General features: G+C 70.6%; 16 protein-coding genes. 8 read left to right on the forward strand and 8 right to left on the reverse strand.

All coding sequences use genetic code 11. The features are described from left to right. Nucleotides 1-341: 341 nt before the first annotated feature. The gene (locus tag ACFVT1_RS09480; RefSeq protein WP_389793796.1) at nt 342-518 is read right to left on the reverse strand and encodes a hypothetical protein; all 177 of its coding nucleotides are present in this window, start codon (nt 516-518) and stop codon (nt 342-344) included. A 344-nt stretch (nt 519-862) separates the two neighbouring features. Beyond that, nucleotides 863-2,347, reverse strand: a complete 1,485-nt coding sequence (locus tag ACFVT1_RS09485; RefSeq protein WP_389793797.1) for an SDR family NAD(P)-dependent oxidoreductase — start codon at nt 2,345-2,347, stop codon at nt 863-865. Between the two features lie 356 nt (nt 2,348-2,703). On the opposite strand from ACFVT1_RS09485, the gene ACFVT1_RS09490 reads away from it, so the two are divergent. The 3 genes from ACFVT1_RS09490 (at nt 2,704) to ACFVT1_RS09500 (ending at nt 6,080) form a co-directional block, all read left to right on the forward strand. Next, entirely contained in the window at nt 2,704-3,918 is a 1,215-nt protein-coding gene (locus tag ACFVT1_RS09490) for a PP2C family protein-serine/threonine phosphatase (RefSeq protein WP_389794075.1), read from the forward strand. Beyond that, nucleotides 3,915-5,540 (forward strand): ATP-binding protein, encoded by a 1,626-nt coding sequence (locus ACFVT1_RS09495; protein ID WP_389793798.1) that lies wholly within the window; start codon nt 3,915-3,917, stop codon nt 5,538-5,540. Before ACFVT1_RS09490 ends, ACFVT1_RS09495 begins: the two co-directional genes overlap by 4 nt. Before the next feature lie 99 nt (nt 5,541-5,639). Beyond that, on the forward strand, nt 5,640-6,080 hold the full coding sequence (locus ACFVT1_RS09500) for an ATP-binding protein (RefSeq protein WP_389794076.1): 441 nt from the start codon (nt 5,640-5,642) through the stop codon (nt 6,078-6,080). Nucleotides 6,081-6,197: 117 nt separating this feature from the next. On the opposite strand, the gene ACFVT1_RS09505 is transcribed toward ACFVT1_RS09500, so the two are convergent. Further along, complete coding sequence (locus ACFVT1_RS09505) at nt 6,198-6,908, reverse strand: (2Fe-2S)-binding protein (RefSeq protein ID WP_389793800.1); 711 nt, start codon at nt 6,906-6,908, stop codon at nt 6,198-6,200. A 230-nt stretch (nt 6,909-7,138) separates the two neighbouring features. On the opposite strand from ACFVT1_RS09505, the gene ACFVT1_RS09510 reads away from it, so the two are divergent. After that, complete coding sequence (locus ACFVT1_RS09510) at nt 7,139-8,398, forward strand: DMT family transporter (protein ID WP_389794077.1); 1,260 nt, start codon at nt 7,139-7,141, stop codon at nt 8,396-8,398. On the opposite strand, the gene ACFVT1_RS09515 is transcribed toward ACFVT1_RS09510, so the two are convergent. From ACFVT1_RS09515 to ACFVT1_RS09525, 3 genes are all read right to left on the reverse strand, one after another. Then, nucleotides 8,368-9,714 carry a transglycosylase family protein gene (locus tag ACFVT1_RS09515; RefSeq protein WP_389793801.1) on the reverse strand — a complete coding sequence of 449 codons (1,347 nt, stop codon included), beginning with the start codon at nt 9,712-9,714 and terminating at the stop codon, nt 8,368-8,370. The two genes, ACFVT1_RS09510 and ACFVT1_RS09515, sit on opposite strands and share 31 nt — an antisense overlap. Before the next feature lie 139 nt (nt 9,715-9,853). Beyond that, nucleotides 9,854-10,720, reverse strand: coding sequence for an alpha/beta fold hydrolase (locus tag ACFVT1_RS09520; protein ID WP_389793802.1), 867 nt, complete (start codon nt 10,718-10,720; stop codon nt 9,854-9,856). Between the two features lie 35 nt (nt 10,721-10,755). Next, complete coding sequence (locus tag ACFVT1_RS09525; protein WP_389793803.1) at nt 10,756-11,343, reverse strand: TetR/AcrR family transcriptional regulator; 588 nt, start codon at nt 11,341-11,343, stop codon at nt 10,756-10,758. Nucleotides 11,344-11,513: 170 nt separating this feature from the next. Here ACFVT1_RS09525 and gndA point away from each other — a divergent pair, with 170 nt between their 5' ends. Continuing rightward, complete coding sequence (gndA, locus tag ACFVT1_RS09530) at nt 11,514-12,953, forward strand: NADP-dependent phosphogluconate dehydrogenase (RefSeq protein ID WP_389793804.1); 1,440 nt, start codon at nt 11,514-11,516, stop codon at nt 12,951-12,953. Nucleotides 12,954-13,490: 537 nt separating this feature from the next. Here the strand turns inward: gndA and ACFVT1_RS09535 are convergent. Then, nucleotides 13,491-15,698 (reverse strand): NACHT domain-containing protein, encoded by a 2,208-nt coding sequence (locus ACFVT1_RS09535; protein WP_389793805.1) that lies wholly within the window; start codon nt 15,696-15,698, stop codon nt 13,491-13,493. A 321-nt stretch (nt 15,699-16,019) separates the two neighbouring features. Continuing rightward, nucleotides 16,020-16,919, reverse strand: a complete 900-nt coding sequence (locus tag ACFVT1_RS09540) for a DUF6801 domain-containing protein (protein WP_389793807.1) — start codon at nt 16,917-16,919, stop codon at nt 16,020-16,022. 277 nt (nt 16,920-17,196) lie between these two features. Between ACFVT1_RS09540 and ACFVT1_RS09545 the strand changes: the two genes are divergently transcribed. The 3 genes from ACFVT1_RS09545 (at nt 17,197) to ACFVT1_RS09555 (ending at nt 20,259) form a co-directional block, all read left to right on the forward strand. After that, entirely contained in the window at nt 17,197-18,183 is a 987-nt protein-coding gene (locus tag ACFVT1_RS09545) for a helix-turn-helix domain-containing protein (protein ID WP_389793809.1), read from the forward strand. 205 nt (nt 18,184-18,388) lie between these two features. Then, nucleotides 18,389-19,462 (forward strand): Dyp-type peroxidase, encoded by a 1,074-nt coding sequence (locus tag ACFVT1_RS09550; protein ID WP_389793810.1) that lies wholly within the window; start codon nt 18,389-18,391, stop codon nt 19,460-19,462. Next, a complete protein-coding gene (locus ACFVT1_RS09555; RefSeq protein WP_389793811.1) occupies nt 19,462-20,259 on the forward strand; it encodes a family 1 encapsulin nanocompartment shell protein in 798 nt (265 codons plus the stop codon). Before ACFVT1_RS09550 ends, ACFVT1_RS09555 begins: the two co-directional genes overlap by 1 nt. Nucleotides 20,260-20,261: the final 2 nt, after the last annotated feature.

Genomic DNA, 20,261 nt, shown 5'->3' on the forward strand with positions numbered 1-20,261 from the left:
ACTCTTTTCCCTCAACCATCCGATGACTGGGCGGAGTTGCTGTAGGGAACGACCAATCGGCCCAAAGCCCCGGACCGGGGCCTCACTTGGATTCCTCGCGGGCCCGCAGCAGTCTGGTGACCTGTCTGACGAGCTCGTCGTCGCTGGTCACGGCCTTGCCGGGAACCAGGGCACCGAGACGCTCCGCGGTCTTCTGCAGCTCGGCGTCGGCGCGGGGGTCGGGCTCTCGTTCGCCGGGGCCGCGGTGGCGAAGGCGGTGCTCTGAGCGGCGGATGCCCCGGAACGGCCGGACTCCGGCCCGCCCCTTGCGGGAGGCGGGCCGGAGTCCGTGGGTGAAGCGCTCAGTCGATGCCGGGCAGGATGTGCGGCTCTGCGAGGTCGTCCTCGTAGCCGGCCAGCCGGATCGGTGCGGACCTGGCCCAGACTTCGATGTTCCGGAGCTTCTCGGGACCGCGGGCCCGCTCTCCGTGGCGTTCGGCCGGTCGTTTCTCTTGCTTCGTCAGTTCTGGTGTCGTCACCGCGCACTCCTTTGTGTCGCGTAACCCCGGGCGTCACCGACGCCCGGCCTCACAACCGGGGGTCGACCACCCGCGAGGGCAAGGGCAAGATCAGTTCGGTCGCGGTGGCGCCGGATACGGGGCGGGACGGCGACTCGGTTGACAAGCCTGTCCCAGGACGGCCGAGGAGGGTTTGTGGACTCCCCGGTGACGTCCGTTCGCATCAGAGTAACCAAATGAGCGCGTTCCTGCTCGATGGAACGTATGCCGTAGGTCACTTTCAGCCATCTCATACGGAAAAGACCTGGCCAGGAGCGATGCTCCGGCCAGGTCCACGGCGCCGCACGCACGGTTCGACCGGTCGACTACCAGTTCGCGGGCGCGTAGTCCTTGAGGAAGCAGCCGTACAGGTCCTCGCCCTCCTCGCCGCGCACGATCGGGTCGTAGACGCGCGCGGCGCCATCGACCAGGTCGAGCGGGGCGTGGAAGCCCTCCTCCGCGAGACGGATCTTGTCGGGGTGCGGGCGCTCGTCGGTGATCCAGCCGGTGTCCACGGCCGTCATCAGGATGCCGTCCTTCTCGAACATCTCCTGTGCGCTGGTGCGGGTGAGCATGTTCAGCGCGGCCTTGGCCATGTTGGTGTGCGGGTGGCCCGCGCCCTTGTAGCCGCGGCTGAACACCCCTTCCATCGCGGACACGTTGACCACGTAGGAGCGCTCGGCGGCGGTTGCCGCCATCGCCGGGCGGAGCCGGCTGATCAGGATGAACGGCGCGGTGGAGTTGCAGAGCTGGACTTCCAGCAGCTCGATCGGCTCGACCTCCTCGACCGTCTGGATCCAGCTGTTGGTGTCGTGCAGGTCGGGCACGAGGCCGCCCGCGTCGATCGCCGTTCCGGCGGCGATCCGCTCCAGCGAGGCCGACCCGGTGACCAGGGCGAGCTCGGTGACGTCCTGCGCGGTCAAGCCTTCCTTCCGGGCGGCCGGGAGAGCCGCGACGCGCTCGACGGTGCCACTGCCGAAGGTGCCGATGACCTCGGCGGCGGGCAGCTCCCCCGCCGGAAGTGGAGCCGACTCGGCGTTGACCAGTTCGCTGTACGCGTTCGCGGAACGCCGCACCGTCTGCGCCGCGTTGTTGATCAGGATGTCCAGCGGACCCTCGGCCGCGACCGAGTCGGCGAGCGCGACGACCTGCGCGGGATCACGCAGATCGATGCCGACGATCTTCAGCCGGTGGATCCACTCGTCGCTGTCCGGCATCGCCTTGAAGCGGCGGATGGCGTCGTTGGGAAAACGGGTGGTGATGGTGGTGTGCGCACCGTCGCGCAGCAGCCGCAGCGCGATGTACATGCCGATCTTCGCGCGGCCGCCGGTGAGGAGCGCGCGCCGGCCGGTGAGGTCGGTCCGCGCGTCGCGGCGCGAGCGGTTCTCCTTCGCGCACTGCTGGCAGAGCTGGTGGTAGAACGCGTCCACCTCGATGTACCGGGTCTTGCAGATGTAGCAGGACCGGGGGCGCTGGAGGACCCCGGCGATCTCGGCACGCGCCGAGGACGACGGCAGGACCCCCTGGGTCTCGTCGTCGATGCGGTCGGCCGAACCGGTCGCGGTGGCCTCGGTGACGGCCTTGTCGTGCGCGGTCTTGGCGGCGCGGCGCTCCTGACGGCGGCGCTGCTTCACGGTCCGGTAGATCCCGGCCGTGGCGCGGCGCACGGCAATGGCGTCGGGGTGGTCGATCTCGATGGTGTCGAGTTCGTCGAGCACGCCCAGGCAGACGGCCAGCCGCTCCGGGTCGATACCGGGACCGAACTCCTCAGTACCGGAAGCGAACTCCGGGCTGTCCTCTGTCACCGTCATTGCCGTTCCTCTGTCGCTTGTCCCTCGTGGCGCCGACCGCCGTACCTGCTCCTGCCGGGCCGAACGCCCCGGTCAAGTCTGCCATGCACGGGATGCTGCTCCGTTCGTGTGACGCCGCTCGCCGGACGGGCGCGGAACGAAGCCGTTCGCCGCGCGCGGGACAGCACGGGAGACCTCGCGGGGAGCGGGGCCGCTCCGCCCCGGCGGCCCCGCCACCGGCCGGTCACATATGCTTCTGCTTCCCTGCGATACGGCCGGGGCTGAGCCGTACCGTCCGTACGAGGGGGTGGAGAGTGGCCGAACTCCCGGCGGGCGGCTCTCCCTCCGGACCATCCGTGCGCCCGGCCGCCGTCCCCGTGCAGAACGGGCTTCTCCCGGCCGGCTCCGGCGACGGTTCGGTGTGGAAGGTCGACGCCGTGGTCCTGCTGGTCGAGGACGACGCCGGCGACGCCCTCCTCGTCGAGGAGATGCTCGCGGACGGCGAGCTGGACTCGGCACTGACCTGGTGCAGGACCCTCGCGGAGGCACGCCGGTTCCTGGCCGGCTGCCGGACCCCGTGCTGCGTACTGCTCGATCTGCACCTGCCCGACGTCCACGGCCTGGACGCGGTGACCCAGATCGTCGAGTCGGCACCCGACGCGGCCATTGTGGTGCTGACCGGCAGGGCCGAGGCCGATACGGGCCTGTCGGCCGTGGCGACCGGCGCCCAGGACTACCTCGTCAAGGGCCGGCTCGATCCGGAGGCGCTGGGCCGCTCGGTCCGTTACGCCCTCCAGCGCAAACAGGTCGAGCGGGCCGCCGCGGCACTGCGCGCCAACCGGCTGATGGCGCAGGAGAACGCCCGCCTCGAACGCGGGCTGCTGCCCGTGCCCCTGCTGCACGACGATTCCTTCGAAGCGGTGGCACGGTACGCGCCGGGCCGGGCGCACGCCCTGCTCAGCGGTGACTTCTACGACGTGGTGCAGACCTCGGACGGCACGGTGCACGCGGTGATCGGCGATGTGTCGGGGCACGGGGCCGCGGAGGCGGCCCTGGGGGTCTGCCTGCGGGTGGCCTGGCGCACGGCGGTGCTGTGCGCCACCGACCTGCTCGAACAGGTCCGGCTGCTGGAGGAGATCCTGGTCGCCGAACGCTCCGACCCGCATGTCTTCGCGACCGTCACCTCGCTGGCCTTCGCACCGGACCGGCGCCGGGTGCAGGTGGTGCGGGCCGGTCACCCCGGGCTGCTGCTGCGCAGCGGTGCCCGGGTGAGCTGGGTCGAGCCCGAGCCGGGAATGGCCCTGGGGCTGCTGCCGGGGGCGGGACGGTGGAGCGTCTCGGAACTGTCCCTGCCTGGGGACGGCCGGCTCGTCCTCTTCACGGACGGCCTCTTCGAAGGGCGTACGGGGCCGGGCTCCCGGTTGGGCGAGGACGGGCTGCTCGCCATGGCCCGCAGCCACGGGGCGCTGGCCGCCCGCCCCTTCGTGGACACCCTGGTGGACGAGGCCGCGGAGGCCGCGTCCCCGTACGGCGGTCTCGCCGACGACGTGGCCGTGCTCCATCTGGGCTGGGGACGGGGGACGCCGCGATGAGCGGCGGGGACACGCCGCCGGGGCCCCGGCGCGGCCTGGCCTCGCGGCTGTCGGTGCAGAACTGGGTCCACCTGATTCTCGCCGTGTTCGTGCTGGTCGTCTGCGCGGGCCTGACCGTCGGCGGTCTGGTCCTGTCCCGGATGTCCGACCGCACCACCGAGTTGGTGGACCGCATCCAGCCCGCCCGCTCCTCGTCCTTCCAGTTGCAGAACGCACTGCTGGACCAGGAGACCGGGGTCCGCGGATTCGCGCTCACCGGTGACTCGGTCTTCCTTCGGCCCTACGAGGCGGGGATGCGGGACGAGCAGCTGCGGATGGCCAGGGTGCGTGCGCTCGTCGGGGACGAGCAGCCCTTCGCCCGCGATCTCGACCGGATCGCCGCGGCCGCCCGGGAGTGGCGCAGCCGGCATGCCGAGCCGCTGGTCGCCGCGGTCCGCCGGGACGGTCCGGCGTCCGAGTCCTCCGCCCCGATCCGGCGGAGCAAGAACGAATTCGACACCCTGCGGCGGCTGTACACGGCGCAGCAGGCGCACCTCGACGTGGCGCGCGACCGGGCCCGCGCCGATCTGGGTAGCGCCCGTGCCACGCGCGACAGGATGCTCATCTCTCTGGTCGTGGGCTTTCTGCTCGCGGTCGGCTCGCTGAGTCTGCTGCTGCACCGGATGGTGGGCCGGCCGCTCGGCCGGCTGACCGCCGCCTCGGAGACGGTCAGCTCGGGGGCGTTCGGCAACCGGATCGCGGTCGACGGGCCGTCCGATGTGCGGGCGGTGGCGACGGCTGTGGAGGACATGCGCCGCCGCATCGTCGAGGAGCTCGCCGAGTCCCGGGACCGGGAGGTACTGCTGGCGGAACAGGCGCAGGAGCTGCGCCGGTCCAATGCCGAACTGGAGCAGTTCGCCTACGTCGCCTCGCACGATCTGCAGGAGCCGCTGCGCAAGGTCGCCTCGTTCTGCGGTCTTCTGGAGAAGCGGTACGGCGCGCAGCTCGACGACCGGGCGCGGCAGTACATCGACCACGCGGTCGACGGCGCCGGGCGGATGCAGGTGCTGATCGACGATCTGCTCACCCTCTCCCGCATGGGACGGGTGCACGACCGGTGGAAGCAGGTCGATCTCGACCGCTCTCTCGACCGGGCGCTGGCCAATCTCGCGCTGGTCGTCGAGGAGTCCGGTGCCACGGTCGTGCGGGAGGGTCCGCTGCCCGCGCTGAACGGGGACCCGACGGCGCTCTCCATGGTCTGGCAGAACCTGATCGGCAACGCGCTGAAGTTCCGCCGCCCCGACGTGCCGTGCCGGATCACGGTCGGCTGCGTCCGGGAGGGCGACGACTGGCACTTCCGGGTGGCGGACAACGGCATCGGTATCGCGCCGGAGTTCTCGCAGAAGGTGTTCGTCATCTTCCAGCGCCTGCACGGCAGGGACGAGTACGAGGGCACGGGCATCGGTCTGGCTCTCTGCCGGAAGATCGTGGAGCTGCACGGGGGCGGCATCTGGCTGGATCCGGAGACCGCCGAGGGCACCTGCATCCGCTTCACGCTGCCGGTCTCCCCCACCGCACCCGCCCGCACCGAGGCGCGACAGCTCGCCGCGGACCCCGCAGCCGGGAGTCCCGTTCATGGCTGAGATCTGCCGGGTTCTCCCCGGAGTGGGACCGTTCGTCGCGGGTAGGCGAACGTCGAGAAGTTGTCATCGAACACCCCTGCGTCGCCCTGGCTGGAGCACATGAACGAACAGGTCACCTCGCGACCGGCCGACCGGCCCACGGAGGTTCTGCACAGCGCCGAGGTGTTCGACGGCGAACCCGGCTGCATCGCGCGCGCCCGGGCCCTGGCCGACCGCTTCCTGGTCCGGCTGGCCGTCGAGTGGCTCGCCGTGCTCGGCGAGCACACCCGCGGCGATCTGATGCTGGCCGTGAGCGAACTGGTCACCAATGCGGACCGCTACAGCCAGGGCCCGTATCTGCTGGAGCTGGAGGGCACCGCGGAACGTGTCAGCGTCACGGTCTACGACAGCAGCACGGCCCTGCCGCTGTTCTACTCGCCCGACCCGACGCGCCCCGGCGGCCACGGCATGGAGATCGTCGTGGCGCTGTGCGACCGGCTGACCGCCGAGCGCGTGCCGGTGGGCAAGCGCATCCGGGCCGAGTTCGAGCTGAGCAGCTGAGCTGTGGGGCGGGCGGGACGCCGCCCGCCCCACGACCACGGTCGGCCCGGCGCGGGCGGGGCCGGGTGGAACGCTCGTCCGGGCCGACCGCGGCGACGGCTCGGAGCAGCCCTGGACTCACGACGGCCGACGGCCCGCGGAAGGGCCCGGTGCGCGGTCGAAGACGCAGTCACCGCACAGGCCGCCGGCCGGGCAGCGGTAGTACAGGCAGCAGCTGCGGCGGCGGAACGCCGGGTCGTGCGGGGCGCCGGTGTTCCGGAGGTCGGGGTGGTCGAACAGTTCGGCGGCCAGTGCGCGAGCCCGTCCGGACACGTCGGGGCGGCGGTTGCTCCGCGCCCAGGCGACCAGTTCGCGCAGGGCTCCTGCCAGCGCCGACCCGGCGTTGCCCCACAGCAGCCGGTCCGACAGGGGGCCGTCCCGGTGGATCGCCTCGGCGAGGGGCACGAGGTGGCCGAACTGGACGACCTCCCGGATCCGTCCCGCGGTGGCGGGCAGCGTTTCGGAGGCGCTCAGCCACAGGTCGTCCGGGCTGCTGCGCCTCGGGTCCCAGTGCAGGGCATCGGGCGGGAGAGCGGGGAACCGGCCGGTCAGTGCCGCCGGGCCGAGCGCGGTCGACCAGAGACGGGCGGCCAGCCCCAGATGCGCGACGGAGGCGGCGACTCTGCGCTCGGGGGCACGGAGCCGGGCGGCGACCATGTCGATCCGGGCCGTGAGCGGTGCGGTCTCCCCCGCGTACACCAGGGCCAGCGGGCGGTGCGCCCCCTCGGGCGGCGCGGTGGTGCGCAGTGCGAAGAACCCGCCCACCGAGGCCGCTGCGGGCTCCTCCATCGCGCTGCTCCTTCCCGGCTCCGGGGCCGCCACCGGTGGCTCGCGGCCGTCCGGAGTGCCGCGGGCCCCGACCCGGCGTTCACCGTACCCCCTCGGAGTGATCGCTCCGCAGTCCTCCGGCAGGAGGACTACCGTCGATAGGAGGACACCCTGACCGTTGCCGTACTACCAAGGCAGTACGGGAGATGGCCACCCCAAGGACGACGACGCGGCCGCCCGAAAGGGACATGGTGGTGTACATGAGTTCCCTTGCGCTGTCCGTGCTTCTGTCGCTGGTCTCCGCGGTCGCCTATGGGGCTGGGGCGATCGTCCAGGAGCGCGTGGCCGCGGCTGGAGACGGCCGCTCGCTCGCCCCCTTGCGCAACCGAGTCTGGTGGGGTGCCGTGGCGCTGAACGGGCTGGGCGCGGTGCTGCATGTCGTGGCGCTGGCCTACGGCCCGCTCAGTCTCGTCCAGCCGCTCGGTGCGCTGACCATCGTCTTCGCCCTGCCGATGGCGGCGCTCTTCGTAAGCCGCCGGGCGGGGGCCACCGCGTGGCGTGGCGCGATGATGGCGAGCGTCGGTCTGGCGGGCCTGCTGGCGCTCACCGGGGGCGGCGACTCACGGGCGCTGAGCGGCCCGGACCAGCTGGTGCTGGCCGGTGTGACGCTCGGCGGGGTCGCGGTGCTCTTCCTGATCTCCCGGGGTGTACACCGGCCGGTGGTGCGGAGCGTGGTCCTGGCCGGGGCGGCGGGGGTGGCTTTCGGTATCGCCTCGGTGTTCACGAAGACGGCGGCGATGCAGTGGGCGTCGGGTGCGGCGGGGGCCGGCCTGCGGGCGCTGCCGGCGATCGCCGCTTTCGCGGCGGCCGGGCTGCTGCTGTCCCAGGTCGCGTACCGGGGTGCCGGGCTGACCGCGCCGCTGGCCACGGTGACCGTGGTGAACCCGGTGGTGGCCGCGGCCGTCGGCATCACCATGTTCGATGAGAGCTTCCGGCACGGTACGTCGGGCGCCGTGCTCGCGCTGGCGTGCGCAGTGGTCGCCGCGGGCGGGCTGATCCTGCTGACGACGGAACGGCTGGGTGCGGAACACCGCGCCGGGCAGCGCGCGGGGAGCGGGCACGCGGTCGTTCCGGGGGACGGGACGGACGGCGAGGGCCTGGACGGGGTGTCCGGCACCGAGGGAATTTCCGAACCTGCGTTCGACCTACCCCAGCCGGCACGGCCGGGTGGCGCTCTTCCCGAACCCGCCGTGTCGATGCCCGCCCCGCCGGCGCCCGCGGCCTCTGCGCCCGCCGCGCCCGCTGCGGTCGTCGGAGCCGACGCGGGGGTCTTCCCGGGGGCTCCACTGCTGCCTCTGCTGAAGCCGCTGGAGTGCCGGCTCGGGCAGGCGGAGTTCGGGCCCGGCGGGTCGTCGTACACCCGCGCCGCACGGCGGGGCGGCGCGTCGGCCGCGGCCGCTGACGACGCCGGACCAGCCGTTCAGACGCTGACGCCACCCGCCCTGAGGTAGGCCAGCGGGTCGACGTCCGAGCCGTAGCCGGGGCCGGTACGGATCTCGAAGTGCAGATGCGGACCGGTGACGTTCCCGGTGGAGCCCGAGCGGCCGATCCGCTGGCCCGCCGAGACCTGTCGGCCCTCGCGCACATGGAGCGCGGACAGATGCGCGTACTGGCTGTACTTGCCGTCGCTGTGCCGGATGACGATCTGGTACCCGTACGCCCCGCCCCAGCCGGCCGAGACGACCGTGCCGGAACCGACCGCCTTCACCGAAGTGCCCGTCGGGACGGGGAAGTCGACACCCGTGTGGTAGCCGCTGGCCCAGGACCCGGACTGGTGGTACGGGGTGCCTGTACCGGCCGCCACCGGCGCGACGAGACCGGCGTGCTTCTCCACCCGCTCCGGCTTGCGGCTCTCGGTCTTCTTCGGGTGCGGCTTCGGCTTCGCGGTCTGGTGGTGGGGGTTCACGGCCTGGCGCTGCGACGCGGCCTGCTGCTGCTTCGGCTCGGCCGCCCGGCGCTGCGGCGCGTCCTTCCGTAGCGGTGCGGTCGCCGCTTTCGCCTCCGCTTTCGGCTCTGCTTTCGCCTCTGATTTCGGCTGCGATTTCGGCTTCGCTGCCTCGGCCGGGCCCGCGCCGGAACCCGTCCGCGCCGCCTGAGCCGCGTCGAGGCTCAGCCGCTGTCCGGGAAAGATGAGATCCGGGTCGTCTCCCACGACCTTGCGGTTCGCCGCGTACAGATGCTGCCAGCCGCCCCGCACCTGCTTGCTCTGCGCGATCGCGGAGAGCGAGTCACCACGGGCCACGACGTACGCCTCGCGCTTGCCGGGCACGGTGGTCGGCGTGGCGGGCGTGGACGTCCGCTTCGCCCTGGGCTTCCCGGCGGCGGCCTTCCCGGGCGCCTTCACCTGGCTGGTGTGCTCCGACTGGGTGCTGACGTCGTGGGCGTCCCCACCACTCGTCAGCCCCGCCCGTGTCGAGCAGCCCGGCCAGGCACCGGGCCCCTGTCCTTCGAGGACCTTCTCCGCAACGGCGATCTGCTCGTCCCTGGTGGCCAGATCGGCGCGCGGGGCGTAGACCGTGCCGCCGTACGCCGCCCAGGTCGACCGGGTGAACTGCAGGCCGCCGAAGTAGCCGTTGCCATTGTTGATGTGCCAGTTGCCGGTGGACTCGCAGGCGGCGACCTTCTCCCAGACATCGGCCGACGCGGCGCCGGCCGACGCCGCCGCGATGAGGGGGAGCGCGATGCCCGCGCCTCCGGCGGTGACCGTGAGCGAGGCGCGGTTGAGCCGACTGGGCTGATATCTGCGGTGCCGTCCGTTCGCGGCCATGACTTGGCTCCCCCACAGGCTGTAGGACATGTCGCAAGCGCCCAACTTATGGGCAGGCAAAGGCCGCTGACAAGAGAGCAGAGACAGCCCGTCCGTCACGGCCGGCCTGCGCCGGTGACCGCGCCGGCCTCCTGCCCGTTCAGTCGAGCAGCGCCTCCCGCAGCCGTGCGGCGAACGCGTCAGGATCCTCGGTGGAACCGGTGTGCCCACCGGGGAACTCCACGAGCCCGGCACCGGTCCTGTCCGCCAACCGGACTCCCGGAATCGCCGTGAGCAGCGTGCGGGAGTCCTGCCCGACTCCGACGACCAGCTTCTGCGCACCGCGCCCGAGGGCCTCCAGATCCGGTGCGTAATTGGTGAAGGGGCACAGCACATGCTCCAGGAAGACCGGCAGGTTGACCCGCATCCGCCGGAACGCCTCCGCCTCCCGCGGAGACGGTCCGGCCGCCGCCGCGCGCGGGGCTCCCCCGGCCGGACGATCCGCTTCGGGCCCCATGAGCCCCTCGGTCATGGTGGCCAGCGCCGCCTCCACCCCGCCGCCGCGGAACGACTCGCGTACGGCTGCGAAGAGCTTGCGCCCCTGCGCCGGATCGGGCAGCAGTTCCACCAGCGGCGGCTCGTGCGCGACCACCCGGTGCAGCCGCTCCGGATGGCGGGTGAGCAGATCCAGGGCGACGACGGCGCTCGAACTGGAACCGAGGACGGCCGCGGGCGCGCCGTCCGGCGCCAGCAGTTCGATGAGCCGGTACGCGTCCTCGCTCTGCACCTCCACCCGCTGGTCGCCGGTCCCGCCGTCGAGGACACTGCGCGAGTACCCGCGCGGGTCGTAGGCGGCGACGGTCCACCGGTCGGCCAGCAGCGCCGCCATCCGGTCGTAGATCCCCGCGTCGGCGCTCCCGCCGGGCATCAGCAGCAGCAACGGCCCCTCGCCGCGCACCTCGTAGTACAGCGTCGCCCCGGGCACCTTCAGGCGGCCCGTGCGGGTGGGTGCCGTGCGGTCGGTCATCGTTCTCCCCCTTGCTCGTACGTGCTCGTACGTGTTCATCGCTCGCTCCTGCCCGTCGCGGACGGCCAGTGCTCCAGCAGGAAGTGCAGGGCTTCGACGGACCGCTCCCAGGACGTCTGTACGTCGCGGGGCGCCCCGAAGCCGCCGCTCGCCTCCAGCGCGCAGTAGCCGTGGAAGGTGCTGCGCAGCAGCCGTACCGCGTCCGTGAGATCGGGCTCGGCCAGGCCGTAGGCGCGCAGCATCGCGCCGGTGGTCTCGATGGTGCGGTGGTACGCGGACGACCGCGCGACGATCTCGGGGTCGACCCGCATCTGCGTCGCCTCGTACCGGCCGGGCCGTTCCAGCGCGAAGGCCCGATAGGCGTCGGCGAACGCGGTCAGGGCGTCCTTCCCGGCCCGGCCCGCCACCGCGGCGTTGATCCGGTCGATGAACTCGCCCGCGGCCAGCAGTGCCACCCGGGTCCGCAGATCGTGCAGATTCCTGACGTGGGAGTACAGGCTGGCGTCCTTGACGCCGAAGCCGCGGGCCAGCGCGGAGATCGTGACCTTGTCGAAGCCGATGGAATCGGCCAGATCGGCCGCCGCTTCCACCACACGTTCGGCGGTGAGACCCGCGCGCACCATCCGCCACCTCCGCAGGAGCGATACGTAACCTAGAGGCCCTAGGTGGTTTCCTAATATACACAGGCGGCGTTCGCCGGCGGATCCATACGGCCCATGCCGAACAGCCGTCCCCGCGCCCCGTATCCATACTGGAGATCCCGGCATCCCCGACACAGATTGCAGAGCACAAGATGAGCGGCACCGCGCAGATCGGCGTCACAGGACTCGCGGTCATGGGCCGCAATCTCGCTCGCAACTTCGCCCGCAACGGCTTCACGGTCGCCGTGCACAACCGGACGACCGCGAAGACCGACGCCCTGATCGAGAAATTCGGCGGCGAGGGCTCCTTCGTGGCCGCACGGACTCCCGAAGAGTTCGTCGCGGCGCTGGAACGTCCGCGCCGACTGGTCGTCATGGTCAAGGCGGGCGGCCCGACGGACGCCGTGATCGAGGAGTTCGCGCCACTCCTGGAGGAGGGCGACGTCATCATCGACGGCGGCAACGCCCACTTCGAGGACACCCGCCGCCGCGAGAAGGACCTGCGCGAGCGCGGCATCCACTTCGTGGGCGTCGGTATCTCGGGCGGCGAAGAAGGCGCGCTCAACGGACCGAGCATCATGCCGGGCGGCAGCAAAGAGTCTTATGACTCACTTGGGCCGATGCTGGAAAAGATCTCCGCGAAGGCCAAGGACGGCGCCCCGTGCGTCACGCATATCGGTCCTGACGGCGCCGGACACTTTGTAAAAATGACGCACAACGGCATCGAATACGCGGACATGCAGCTCATCGGCGAGGCGTACCAGCTGCTCCGTGACGTGGCCGGACACTCCCCCGCGCAGATCGCGGACATCTTCCGTGCCTGGAACACCGGGCGCCTGGACTCCTACCTCATCGAGATCACCGCAGAGGTGCTCTCGCATGTCGATGCGGCGACCGGTAACCCCTTCGTGGATGTCGTGCTCGACCAGGCGGAGCAGAAGGGCACCGGCCGCTGGACCGTGCAGATCGCCCTCGACCTGGGCGTTCCCGTTTCCGGCATCGCCGAGGCCGTCTTCGCCCGCTCCGTCTCCGGCCACGCCGCCCTCCGTGATGCCTCACGCCACCTCGCCGGACCGACCGCCCGCAAGCTCGGTGAGGACGAGGCGGCTGCATTCGCCGCCCAGGTCGAGCAGGCACTGTATGCCTCGAAGATCGTCGCCTACACCCAGGGCTTCCACGAGATCGCGGCCGGCAGTGAGCAATACGCATGGAACATCGACCTCGGCAAGGTCGCCGCGATCTGGCGCGGCGGATGCATCATCCGGGCCGCGTTCCTCGACAGAATCACCAGCGCCTACGAAACCCGGCCTCAGATGCCGAGCCTCCTCTCCGACAAGGGCTTCGCCGAAGAGATCGCCGCCGCACAGAACGACTGGCGCACCGTGATCGCCACCGCCGTCGCCCAGGGGGTCCCCACCCCCGCCTTCGCCGCCACCCTCGCCTACTACGACTCCCTGCGCGCCGAACGCCTCCCCGCCGCCCTCACCCAGGGCCAGCGGGACTACTTCGGCGCGCACACCTACCACCGCGTCGACCGCGACGGCACCTTCCACACCCTCTGGGGCGGCGACAAAACCGAAGTCGAACGCTGACCGACACCCGCAATAGCTGATGACGGGGCGGATTCGCCCCCGATGCGATCGCACACGCTGAAGGGACCGGAGGTGCTGGATGGGGTCGCCCTCCCGTCCAACGCTGCGAGGTGCCGCGGGACGGGAGCGAGAGGAGCGCCCCGATCCACAAACCCGCCGGCAGCGGTGTTCTCGTGCTCGTCAAGTACCGGGAGACCGCGCGGCGGGCTCGCGGTGAACATCGTCGAGTGCTGCGGGAGTTGACCCTGACCTGCGTGTTCACATCTTTCAGCGCTGTCGGGGCCTCCCCTGCTTACGCAGCGGAAAGTCCCTGAAATCTCCTTGCGGCAGATGTGAGTCCCGCCTCTTCCCGGTGCAGGTGTTCGGCTCCACCCTGGCGGTGACGATCAACTGGTGCTGCTGCCACTTCCGCCCGCCGGAGCCCTGCCTTCGCTCCCATACCGGTCAGGCCCCGACCACGAGCCCTCACGCCGAGGAACACGCGATTCCCGACTACACGAAGTCGCCAGTTCCGGACCCCTGGCAGGCAGAGCGAGCTCAGAGTCGTGTCCCTTGGGCAGAACTGGGGCAGTTGGGCGGGTCGTGGTGGATGTGGCTGCGGATGAGGAAGTCTTGGAGCTCGCGGTGGCGGAACTGGTAGGCGATCCCGGCGGTGCGCATCAGACCCGCGTCGCAGCACCAGTCGAGGAAACGGCCGAGGCGCCAGGGCAGTGGTTGGTTGGACCACCAGCGGCGGGTGCAGAGCAGGAAAGCTGTGTAGCGGACGCCCGCAGCGCCGAGGGCTGGGCCGGAGCCGGTCCTGAACAGGGGGCCGAACGCCCGCCAGGGCCTGAACAGCGAGTCGAGCGCGCCTCGGTAACCGCATCTGAACAGGCGGTTGTAGAGGAGTGCGAGCGCTCGCCCGCCGCCGAGACCGAACAGAAGCATGTAGATGAGTACTGCCCCGAGCGCGACTACCAGGCTCCCGGCGAACCAATAGTAGGGGGCGAACCCGAGCCCGACCACGAGGCCGGTCGCGAATCCGGTCACGAGGTCGTCCCGGACCAGGCTGCGCGGCGACGCGTTTCCGTGTGACCTGCGAACTTCGGGTACGTCCGAGAGAACGCCCGCCAGTCCGACTCCGACCGTCGCTCCACCGGCGAGTCCCACCACCGATCCGTATACGAGCCCGACCACCAGCCCGACGACATTCCCCATATCGACCACGACGATGAGCCCTCCCCAGAAGAGCCCGCCCACAAGCCCGTTCACGAGCTGGTGTCTTGCCACAGGGCTTCCGGCAGTTACCGTTTCCAGCCGAGACGGTACGGGCCACGGTGGGATTCCGGTGAGGAGACTGCCCACCACCATGAGTGTCACGTTCGTTGCGTACACGTGCCAGGCGTCGAGCACGGCGGCAGGTAGGTCAACAGTGGCCCACACCGCGATGGTCAGGAGGACATGGACGGTGCGGGCGCGGCGGTGACCGGTGAGCGGCCACAGTTCATGGAGTACGAGGTCGGTGCCTGACAGGTGCCGTCCGGCCACTTCGCGGGCGCTGGTGGTGTTGGTGTGCAGGTAGCGGGCGAGGACTGCCAGCCAGGTGCGTACCTGCAGCTGGGTGTAGGGCGCTGTTGTGCCGCCTGTCGGGGCAGCGGCGAGGATGAACAGATTCAGCAGGTGGTCTCGGACCTGTTCGGGGGTTTGCGGGGTGAGTTCGAGGAGGTCCACGGGATCGCGGACCCAGCCGCCGCCGGGGTGGCGTTCGTCGTAGGCGGCGAGGGCTACGGTCAGTCGCCAGGGTGTGGACAGGCCACGAGCCAGTGGACTGGCCGGGGCGGCGTGGACTGCGTTCAGGACGGGTTCCCAGCGGGCCGGTTTGCGGGCACGGGCGGTGACGAACGCCTCGGTCGCGGCCGGGGTGACGGGGGCGATGTCGATCCGGGAGGCGTCCTCTGCCCACAGTTCCGCACCTTCGAGAGCGACGTAGGCGCTGCTGCGGCAGGTGAGGACGAGTTGGCCCTTGGTGGTGCCATGGAGGTAGCTGTTCATGGCCTCCAAAGCGGCTGCGGCGCGGGAGCCGCCCTCGGGAGTCTCACCGGCGTCCATTTCGTCGAGCCCGTCGAGCACGGGGAGGATCAGTCGGTCGGTGACAAGGGCGGCTGCCGCGGTGGGGCGTAGCTGGTAGGTACGGGTGAGCTGGTCGGCGAGCCAGTCGTCGAGCTTGTTCCGGTCGGGGTCGAAGGTGGACAACGACAGGCGTACGGGAACGGGGGCACCCGGCGCTCGGTCGGCGAGGAGGAGCAGCATGAGGTGGAGGGCGAGTACGGTCTTGCCGGCTCCGGGTGCACCGGTGATGACGAGGCGGCCCAGCTGGAGATCACGGTAGTAGGTGGCGACGTCTTCCAACGTGCCTCGGGGTGCTGCGCCTGTGGCGTGGTGGGCGGGGGAGGGCAGGAAGGCGAACTCGACGTTGATGGTGCGGTCGCTGCCGCCCAGGAATCTCTGGCGGGCTTCCTCTTCGCGTTTCCTGATGTGGCCGGCGAGGCGGTCGGCGAGTCCGGCGGTGTCGGTATCCTGCGAGGCCTGGGAGAGCGTCGCCTGGTACAGGCCCGCTGTCGCCAGCATCAGACCGACCAGCCCCAACGCCAATCCGCCTGGGTCCACATCTCCGGTTCCCGCCCGAATGGCTATGGTGACCGCCACCCCCACGGCCACCACAGTGAGCGCCAGCCATCCCCACAGCGTGTGACGTGCCGTCCCCATGTGCCCATCCCCACCATTGGCTTCGTTGTTCAGGAAACTGAACGCCGCAACGGTGTTCACGGGTCCGTTGTCACCGGCACCCCGACCCCCTCGGGGCACCTGCCCCCGAGAGGTTCACCTTTTCCTGCATCGGATATGGCTTCGGATCGCGCATCCCAGCAGCTCAGGGGCGCCTCTTACGCACTCTGCATCAGACTGCCCGGCTCGGAGGACGACACAAGGTGAGCTTCCCAGCAGGCCACCCGCAGCACCCTCTCGACGCCCGAATCAGATCCCGGGGTCTCTCTCGTCCTCGTTCGGGAACGTCAAGGTTCGCCCTGGTCACCTGTTGCGTGAGCGGAAGCGGAAGGCGGCGGCCACGGCGAGGGTGCCCAGGACAACGGTTCCCGCGACCAGCGGGATCAGACTCATGGTGCCCTGGCTGCCAGTCGTAGCCAGGCTGCCGGAGGGGCCGGCCGAACCCTCCGTGGTCGCACCCGCCCTCGCACCTCCGCTCGGGTTCTGTGACCCGGTGGTGCCGGAGGCGGCCGTATCAGGCGTCTTGGACGGGGTCGGGCCGGTCGTCGCTCTTGGTCCAGTGATGTCGAGCAATGCCACGACGTTGTTCTGCGCGGTGTCCAGCCTGCACGGCACGTCGAGTTTGACAGTCATGCCGCCACTCGCGGTGACGTGCATGATGAGGTCACCGACGGTGATTTTCGCCCTGCCCGGTTGGCTGAAGGTGAGCCTCGGCGCGACGCCGGTCATCTTGACCAAGAACGGTCCGGACTCCGGGACGTTGGTCCTGGCCGCATGGAACGTCAACCTGAGGTTGGTGTCGCCCTCCGGCGCTGTCACGCGGACCTTCACTTCCACCGTGCCCTTGATGATCTTGATACCGGCCTTGCGCAGCCCCCTCGTGTCAGCCGCGTTCACCGGCACCGCCGCACGGATGGCGAATTTCGAGGTGGGCTTGTCGACCCCAACCGACTTCGGGACATCCGAGTCGATTCTCACCGTGCCCGGCCGGTCGGAGAAGACCGGAACTGAGCATGTGTACCGCAGTTTGAGCGATACCGGGTCCGCGGCCGCGGACCCGGCTCCGAAAACTCCCACGCTTGCGCCCGCAACCCCTACAGCCATCGTCAGTCCCAGGGCCCTACGGGCCACTGGACCGCTCGGGACGGCACGGGATGTCCTGTGCCGCTCACGCAGGTTCTGGATCAGCTTGTCACTTGCCATCTTGATCCTCAGTCAGGTACATGAGCCTCTGGATAGGGCCCATGGGTTCCTCCCCCAGGTGGGACGGTTTGCGGGGCCGTCCCGCCTCAGTCGGGCGGGGACCCGCCCTGCCCTGGCGCACAGCGGATCCTGTGACAACCGTAGGGCTGGATCACGCGCCGGAAATTGCGCGTACGCGTAAGGAAGTTCTCGCAGTGCGCAACGCTTGATGCGCTGATCGTGAGGACCGACTCTGGATATGCACACTATGAGAAGGCTGCGGTGAAGGGTGTCTTCGATGGCCTTGGAAACCTACGTGGTGGATGCGTCGACAACCCGGGACGTGACGTTGCGTGAGCGCACCGACTTCTGGAGCGAGCACGTGACGTCGTATCAAGGCCGGATGGGCTACGGGTACCCGCGCACCGAGGACTTTCACGCGGGGACGATCCGCCAGTGCACGGACACCCATCAGCTCGTCATGTTCTGGTCGGACACGATCAGGTACACCCGGACCGCGGGCCAGGCGCGGCACGACCCGGACGAGGGCTACCGCTTGCTGCTACCGGTCGCCGGGGAAATAGTGCTGCGGCAGGACGACCAGGAAATACTGCTGGCGCCGGGGGCCGGGTGCCTGCTCACGTTCGCCACACCGTTCGAGATCCGGCAGGACGCCCCCATGCGGGCGCTCATCATGTCGATCGCCGCCCAGGAGGTGAACGGGCGATTGAACCGGTCATCGCCGCTCACTGCAGGCCTCGACCTGACCTCCGGCCTGGGCCGGGTGGTGGGCGACATGCTGACCGGTCTCCATGAGGAGCGCAACACCCTCACCAGCGGCCAGTTCGACGCGGTGTCGGACCGGCTGGTCGAGCTGCTGTGCATGCTCGCCGCAGGCGACGACCGCCCCACCGCCCCGGGCCATCTGGCCGATGTGGAGACGGTGGTCCGCCGGTACATCCGCGAGCACGCGGCCGACCCCGATATGACCGGCGTCACCGCGGCACAGGCGCTGGGTTGGTCGCTGCGCCAGGTGCAGCTGGCCCTGCGGCATGCCGGGACGACTCCCCGCGAGCTGATCCGCGAGGAACGGCTGCGGTTGGTACGGGACCGGCTGCGGGCACCTGCGTACCGGCATATGACGATCACCGAGCTGGCGTACGCGTCGGGATTCTCCTCCTCGAGCGCGCTCAGCACGGCATTCCGACGGCGCTTCGGGGTATGCCCCCGCGAGATGCGGCACGCGGGCCCCCGTCCGTCGGCGATACGTGCCGGAGTTGATTGACAGCCACCGGCCTTCCGGTCGAACCGGGCGCGGCAGTGAACCACCAGGTGTGCAACAGCTCGGACCCCGGTCGCCCGGTCGGGTGACTCGGGGTGCGGCCCCGCCGCAGGTGTGCGTAAGTGGCAGCGGGCCCTTGTGTCGCCCCGCCCCGCGAGCACGCCGACGTTCCGTACCGCTGATGCCCCATGCCCCATGGAGTCCCCGTATGCCCGACGCCACGCCGGAACCGGTCGCGGCCCAGGCCGTCGTCGCACCGCTGACCAGCGCCGCCCTGATCCTTGTCGCCACGATCGAACCCGGTGGTGAGCCCGTGGTCCGCGAGGTGCTGCCGGAGCTGGCGCCGACGGCCCGCGCCATCGAATTCCGGTCCCCCGGCACCGGTCTGGTCTCCGTCACCGGCTTCGGTTCCGACGCCTGGGACCGGCTGTTCGCGGGACCGCGGCCGGCGGGCCTCCACCCGTTCCGGGAACTGCGCGGTGCACGCCACCACGCCCCCGCCACCCCGGGGGATCTGCTCTTCCACATCCGGGCCGAACGGATGGACGTGTGCTACGAGTGGGCGTCCCGGCTCCTCGACCGGCTCGGCGGGGCGGTGAAGGTCGTCGACGAGACACAGGGGTTCCGCTACTTCGACCGCCGGGACCTGCTCGGCTTCGTCGACGGCACCGAGAACCCCGTGGGGGCCGACGCGCGGTCGGCGGCCCTGGTCGGCACCGAGGATCCGGATTTCGCCGGTGGCAGCTATGTCGTCGTGCAGAAGTACCTGCACGACCTGGTGTCCTGGAACGCGCTGAGCACCGAGGAGCAGGAGCGCGTCATCGGCCGCACGAAGTTCGCCGACGTCGAGTTCCCCGACGACGTCAAGCCCGCCGATTCCCATGTCGCCCTCAACACGATCACCGAACCGGACGGCACCTCGCGCGAGATCCTGCGGGCCAACATGCCGTTCGGCAGCTTCGAGCAGGGCGAGTTCGGCACGTACTTCATCGGATACGCCGCCGACCCGGGCGTGACCGAGCAGATGCTCCGCAACATGTTCCTCGGCGATCCGCCCGGCACGCACGACCGCATCCTCGACTTCTCGACGGCGGTCACCGGCACGCTCTTCCACGCCCCCCGCGCCGACTTCTTCGACGCCCCGCCGCCGTCGCCCGCCATGGCCGCGGCCGAGACCCTGCCGGAGCCGGCGTCCGCGCCTGCGGTGGCGCAGGCCCCGGCCCCGGCCCGGTCGGACGACGGTTCGCTGCACATCGGCAGCCTGCGAGAAAGTGCCCAGTGATGAACAACCTCCACCGCGAACTCGCCCCCGTCACGGAAGCCGCCTGGGCCCAGATCGAAGAAGAGGCCCGGCGCACCTTCAGCCGCCACCTGGCCGGCCGCCGGGTCGTCGATGTCACCGGGCCGGACGGCCCCGGGCTCGCGGCCATCGGCGACGGCCATCTGCGCGGAATCGACCCGCCCACACCCGACGTGATCGCCCGGGCCCGTACGTCGGTTCCCGTCATCGACTGGCGGGTGCCGTTCACGGTGACCCGGTCGGCGGTGGACGACGTCGAGCGCGGTTCCGACGACAGCGACTGGCAGCCCGTCAAGGACGCCGCCCGCACCTGTGCGTTCGCCGAGGACATGGCGATCATCGACGGGTACGCGTCGGCCGGCATCACCGGTCTCCGCGACGGCTCCTCGCACACACCGCTGCCGCTTCCGGCCGACGCCCGCGACTATCCGGCCACCGTCAGCCAGGCACTGACCCAGCTGCGGCTGGCCGGGGTCGACGGCCCGTACCGCCTGCTGCTCGGCGCGGACGCCTACACCGAGGCGACGGAGACCTCCGACCACGGATACCCGGTGGCCACCCATCTGGCCCGACTGCTCGACGACCAGATCCTGTGGGCGCCCGCCGTCACGGGCGGCGTGCTGCTGTCCACCCGCGGCGGCGACTTCGAACTGTGCCTGGGCCAGGATCTGTCGATCGGCTATCAGGACCACGACGCGACCAGCATCCGGCTCTACTTCCATCAGGCGTTCACCTTCCGGATGCTGACGCCCGAGGCCGTGATCCCGATCATCGCCTGAGA

Origin of the sequence: Streptomyces sp. NPDC057963, assembly GCF_042887155.1 — a bacterium.
In the GTDB taxonomy this organism is placed as follows: Bacteria; Actinomycetota; Actinomycetes; order Streptomycetales; family Streptomycetaceae; genus Streptomyces.

What these genes read in the sequence shown, in the direction of transcription:
- ACFVT1_RS09505 (WP_389793800.1), bottom strand. Translation starts at nt 6,908, where the DNA reads ATGGAGGAGCCCGCAGCGGCCTCGGTGGGCGGGTTCTTCGCACTGCGC.
- ACFVT1_RS09500 (WP_389794076.1), top strand. Translation starts at nt 5,640, where the DNA reads ATGAACGAACAGGTCACCTCGCGACCGGCCGACCGGCCCACGGAGGTT.
- ACFVT1_RS09485 (WP_389793797.1), bottom strand. Translation starts at nt 2,347, where the DNA reads ATGACGGTGACAGAGGACAGCCCGGAGTTCGCTTCCGGTACTGAGGAG.
- ACFVT1_RS09555 (WP_389793811.1), top strand. Translation starts at nt 19,462, where the DNA reads ATGAACAACCTCCACCGCGAACTCGCCCCCGTCACGGAAGCCGCCTGG.
- ACFVT1_RS09495 (WP_389793798.1), top strand. Translation starts at nt 3,915, where the DNA reads ATGAGCGGCGGGGACACGCCGCCGGGGCCCCGGCGCGGCCTGGCCTCG.
- ACFVT1_RS09535 (WP_389793805.1), bottom strand. Translation starts at nt 15,698, where the DNA reads ATGGGGACGGCACGTCACACGCTGTGGGGATGGCTGGCGCTCACTGTG.
- ACFVT1_RS09520 (WP_389793802.1), bottom strand. Translation starts at nt 10,720, where the DNA reads ATGACCGACCGCACGGCACCCACCCGCACGGGCCGCCTGAAGGTGCCC.
- ACFVT1_RS09515 (WP_389793801.1), bottom strand. Translation starts at nt 9,714, where the DNA reads ATGGCCGCGAACGGACGGCACCGCAGATATCAGCCCAGTCGGCTCAAC.
- ACFVT1_RS09545 (WP_389793809.1), top strand. Translation starts at nt 17,197, where the DNA reads ATGGCCTTGGAAACCTACGTGGTGGATGCGTCGACAACCCGGGACGTG.
- ACFVT1_RS09540 (WP_389793807.1), bottom strand. Translation starts at nt 16,919, where the DNA reads ATGGCAAGTGACAAGCTGATCCAGAACCTGCGTGAGCGGCACAGGACA.
- gndA (WP_389793804.1), top strand. Translation starts at nt 11,514, where the DNA reads ATGAGCGGCACCGCGCAGATCGGCGTCACAGGACTCGCGGTCATGGGC.
- ACFVT1_RS09525 (WP_389793803.1), bottom strand. Translation starts at nt 11,343, where the DNA reads ATGGTGCGCGCGGGTCTCACCGCCGAACGTGTGGTGGAAGCGGCGGCC.
- ACFVT1_RS09550 (WP_389793810.1), top strand. Translation starts at nt 18,389, where the DNA reads ATGCCCGACGCCACGCCGGAACCGGTCGCGGCCCAGGCCGTCGTCGCA.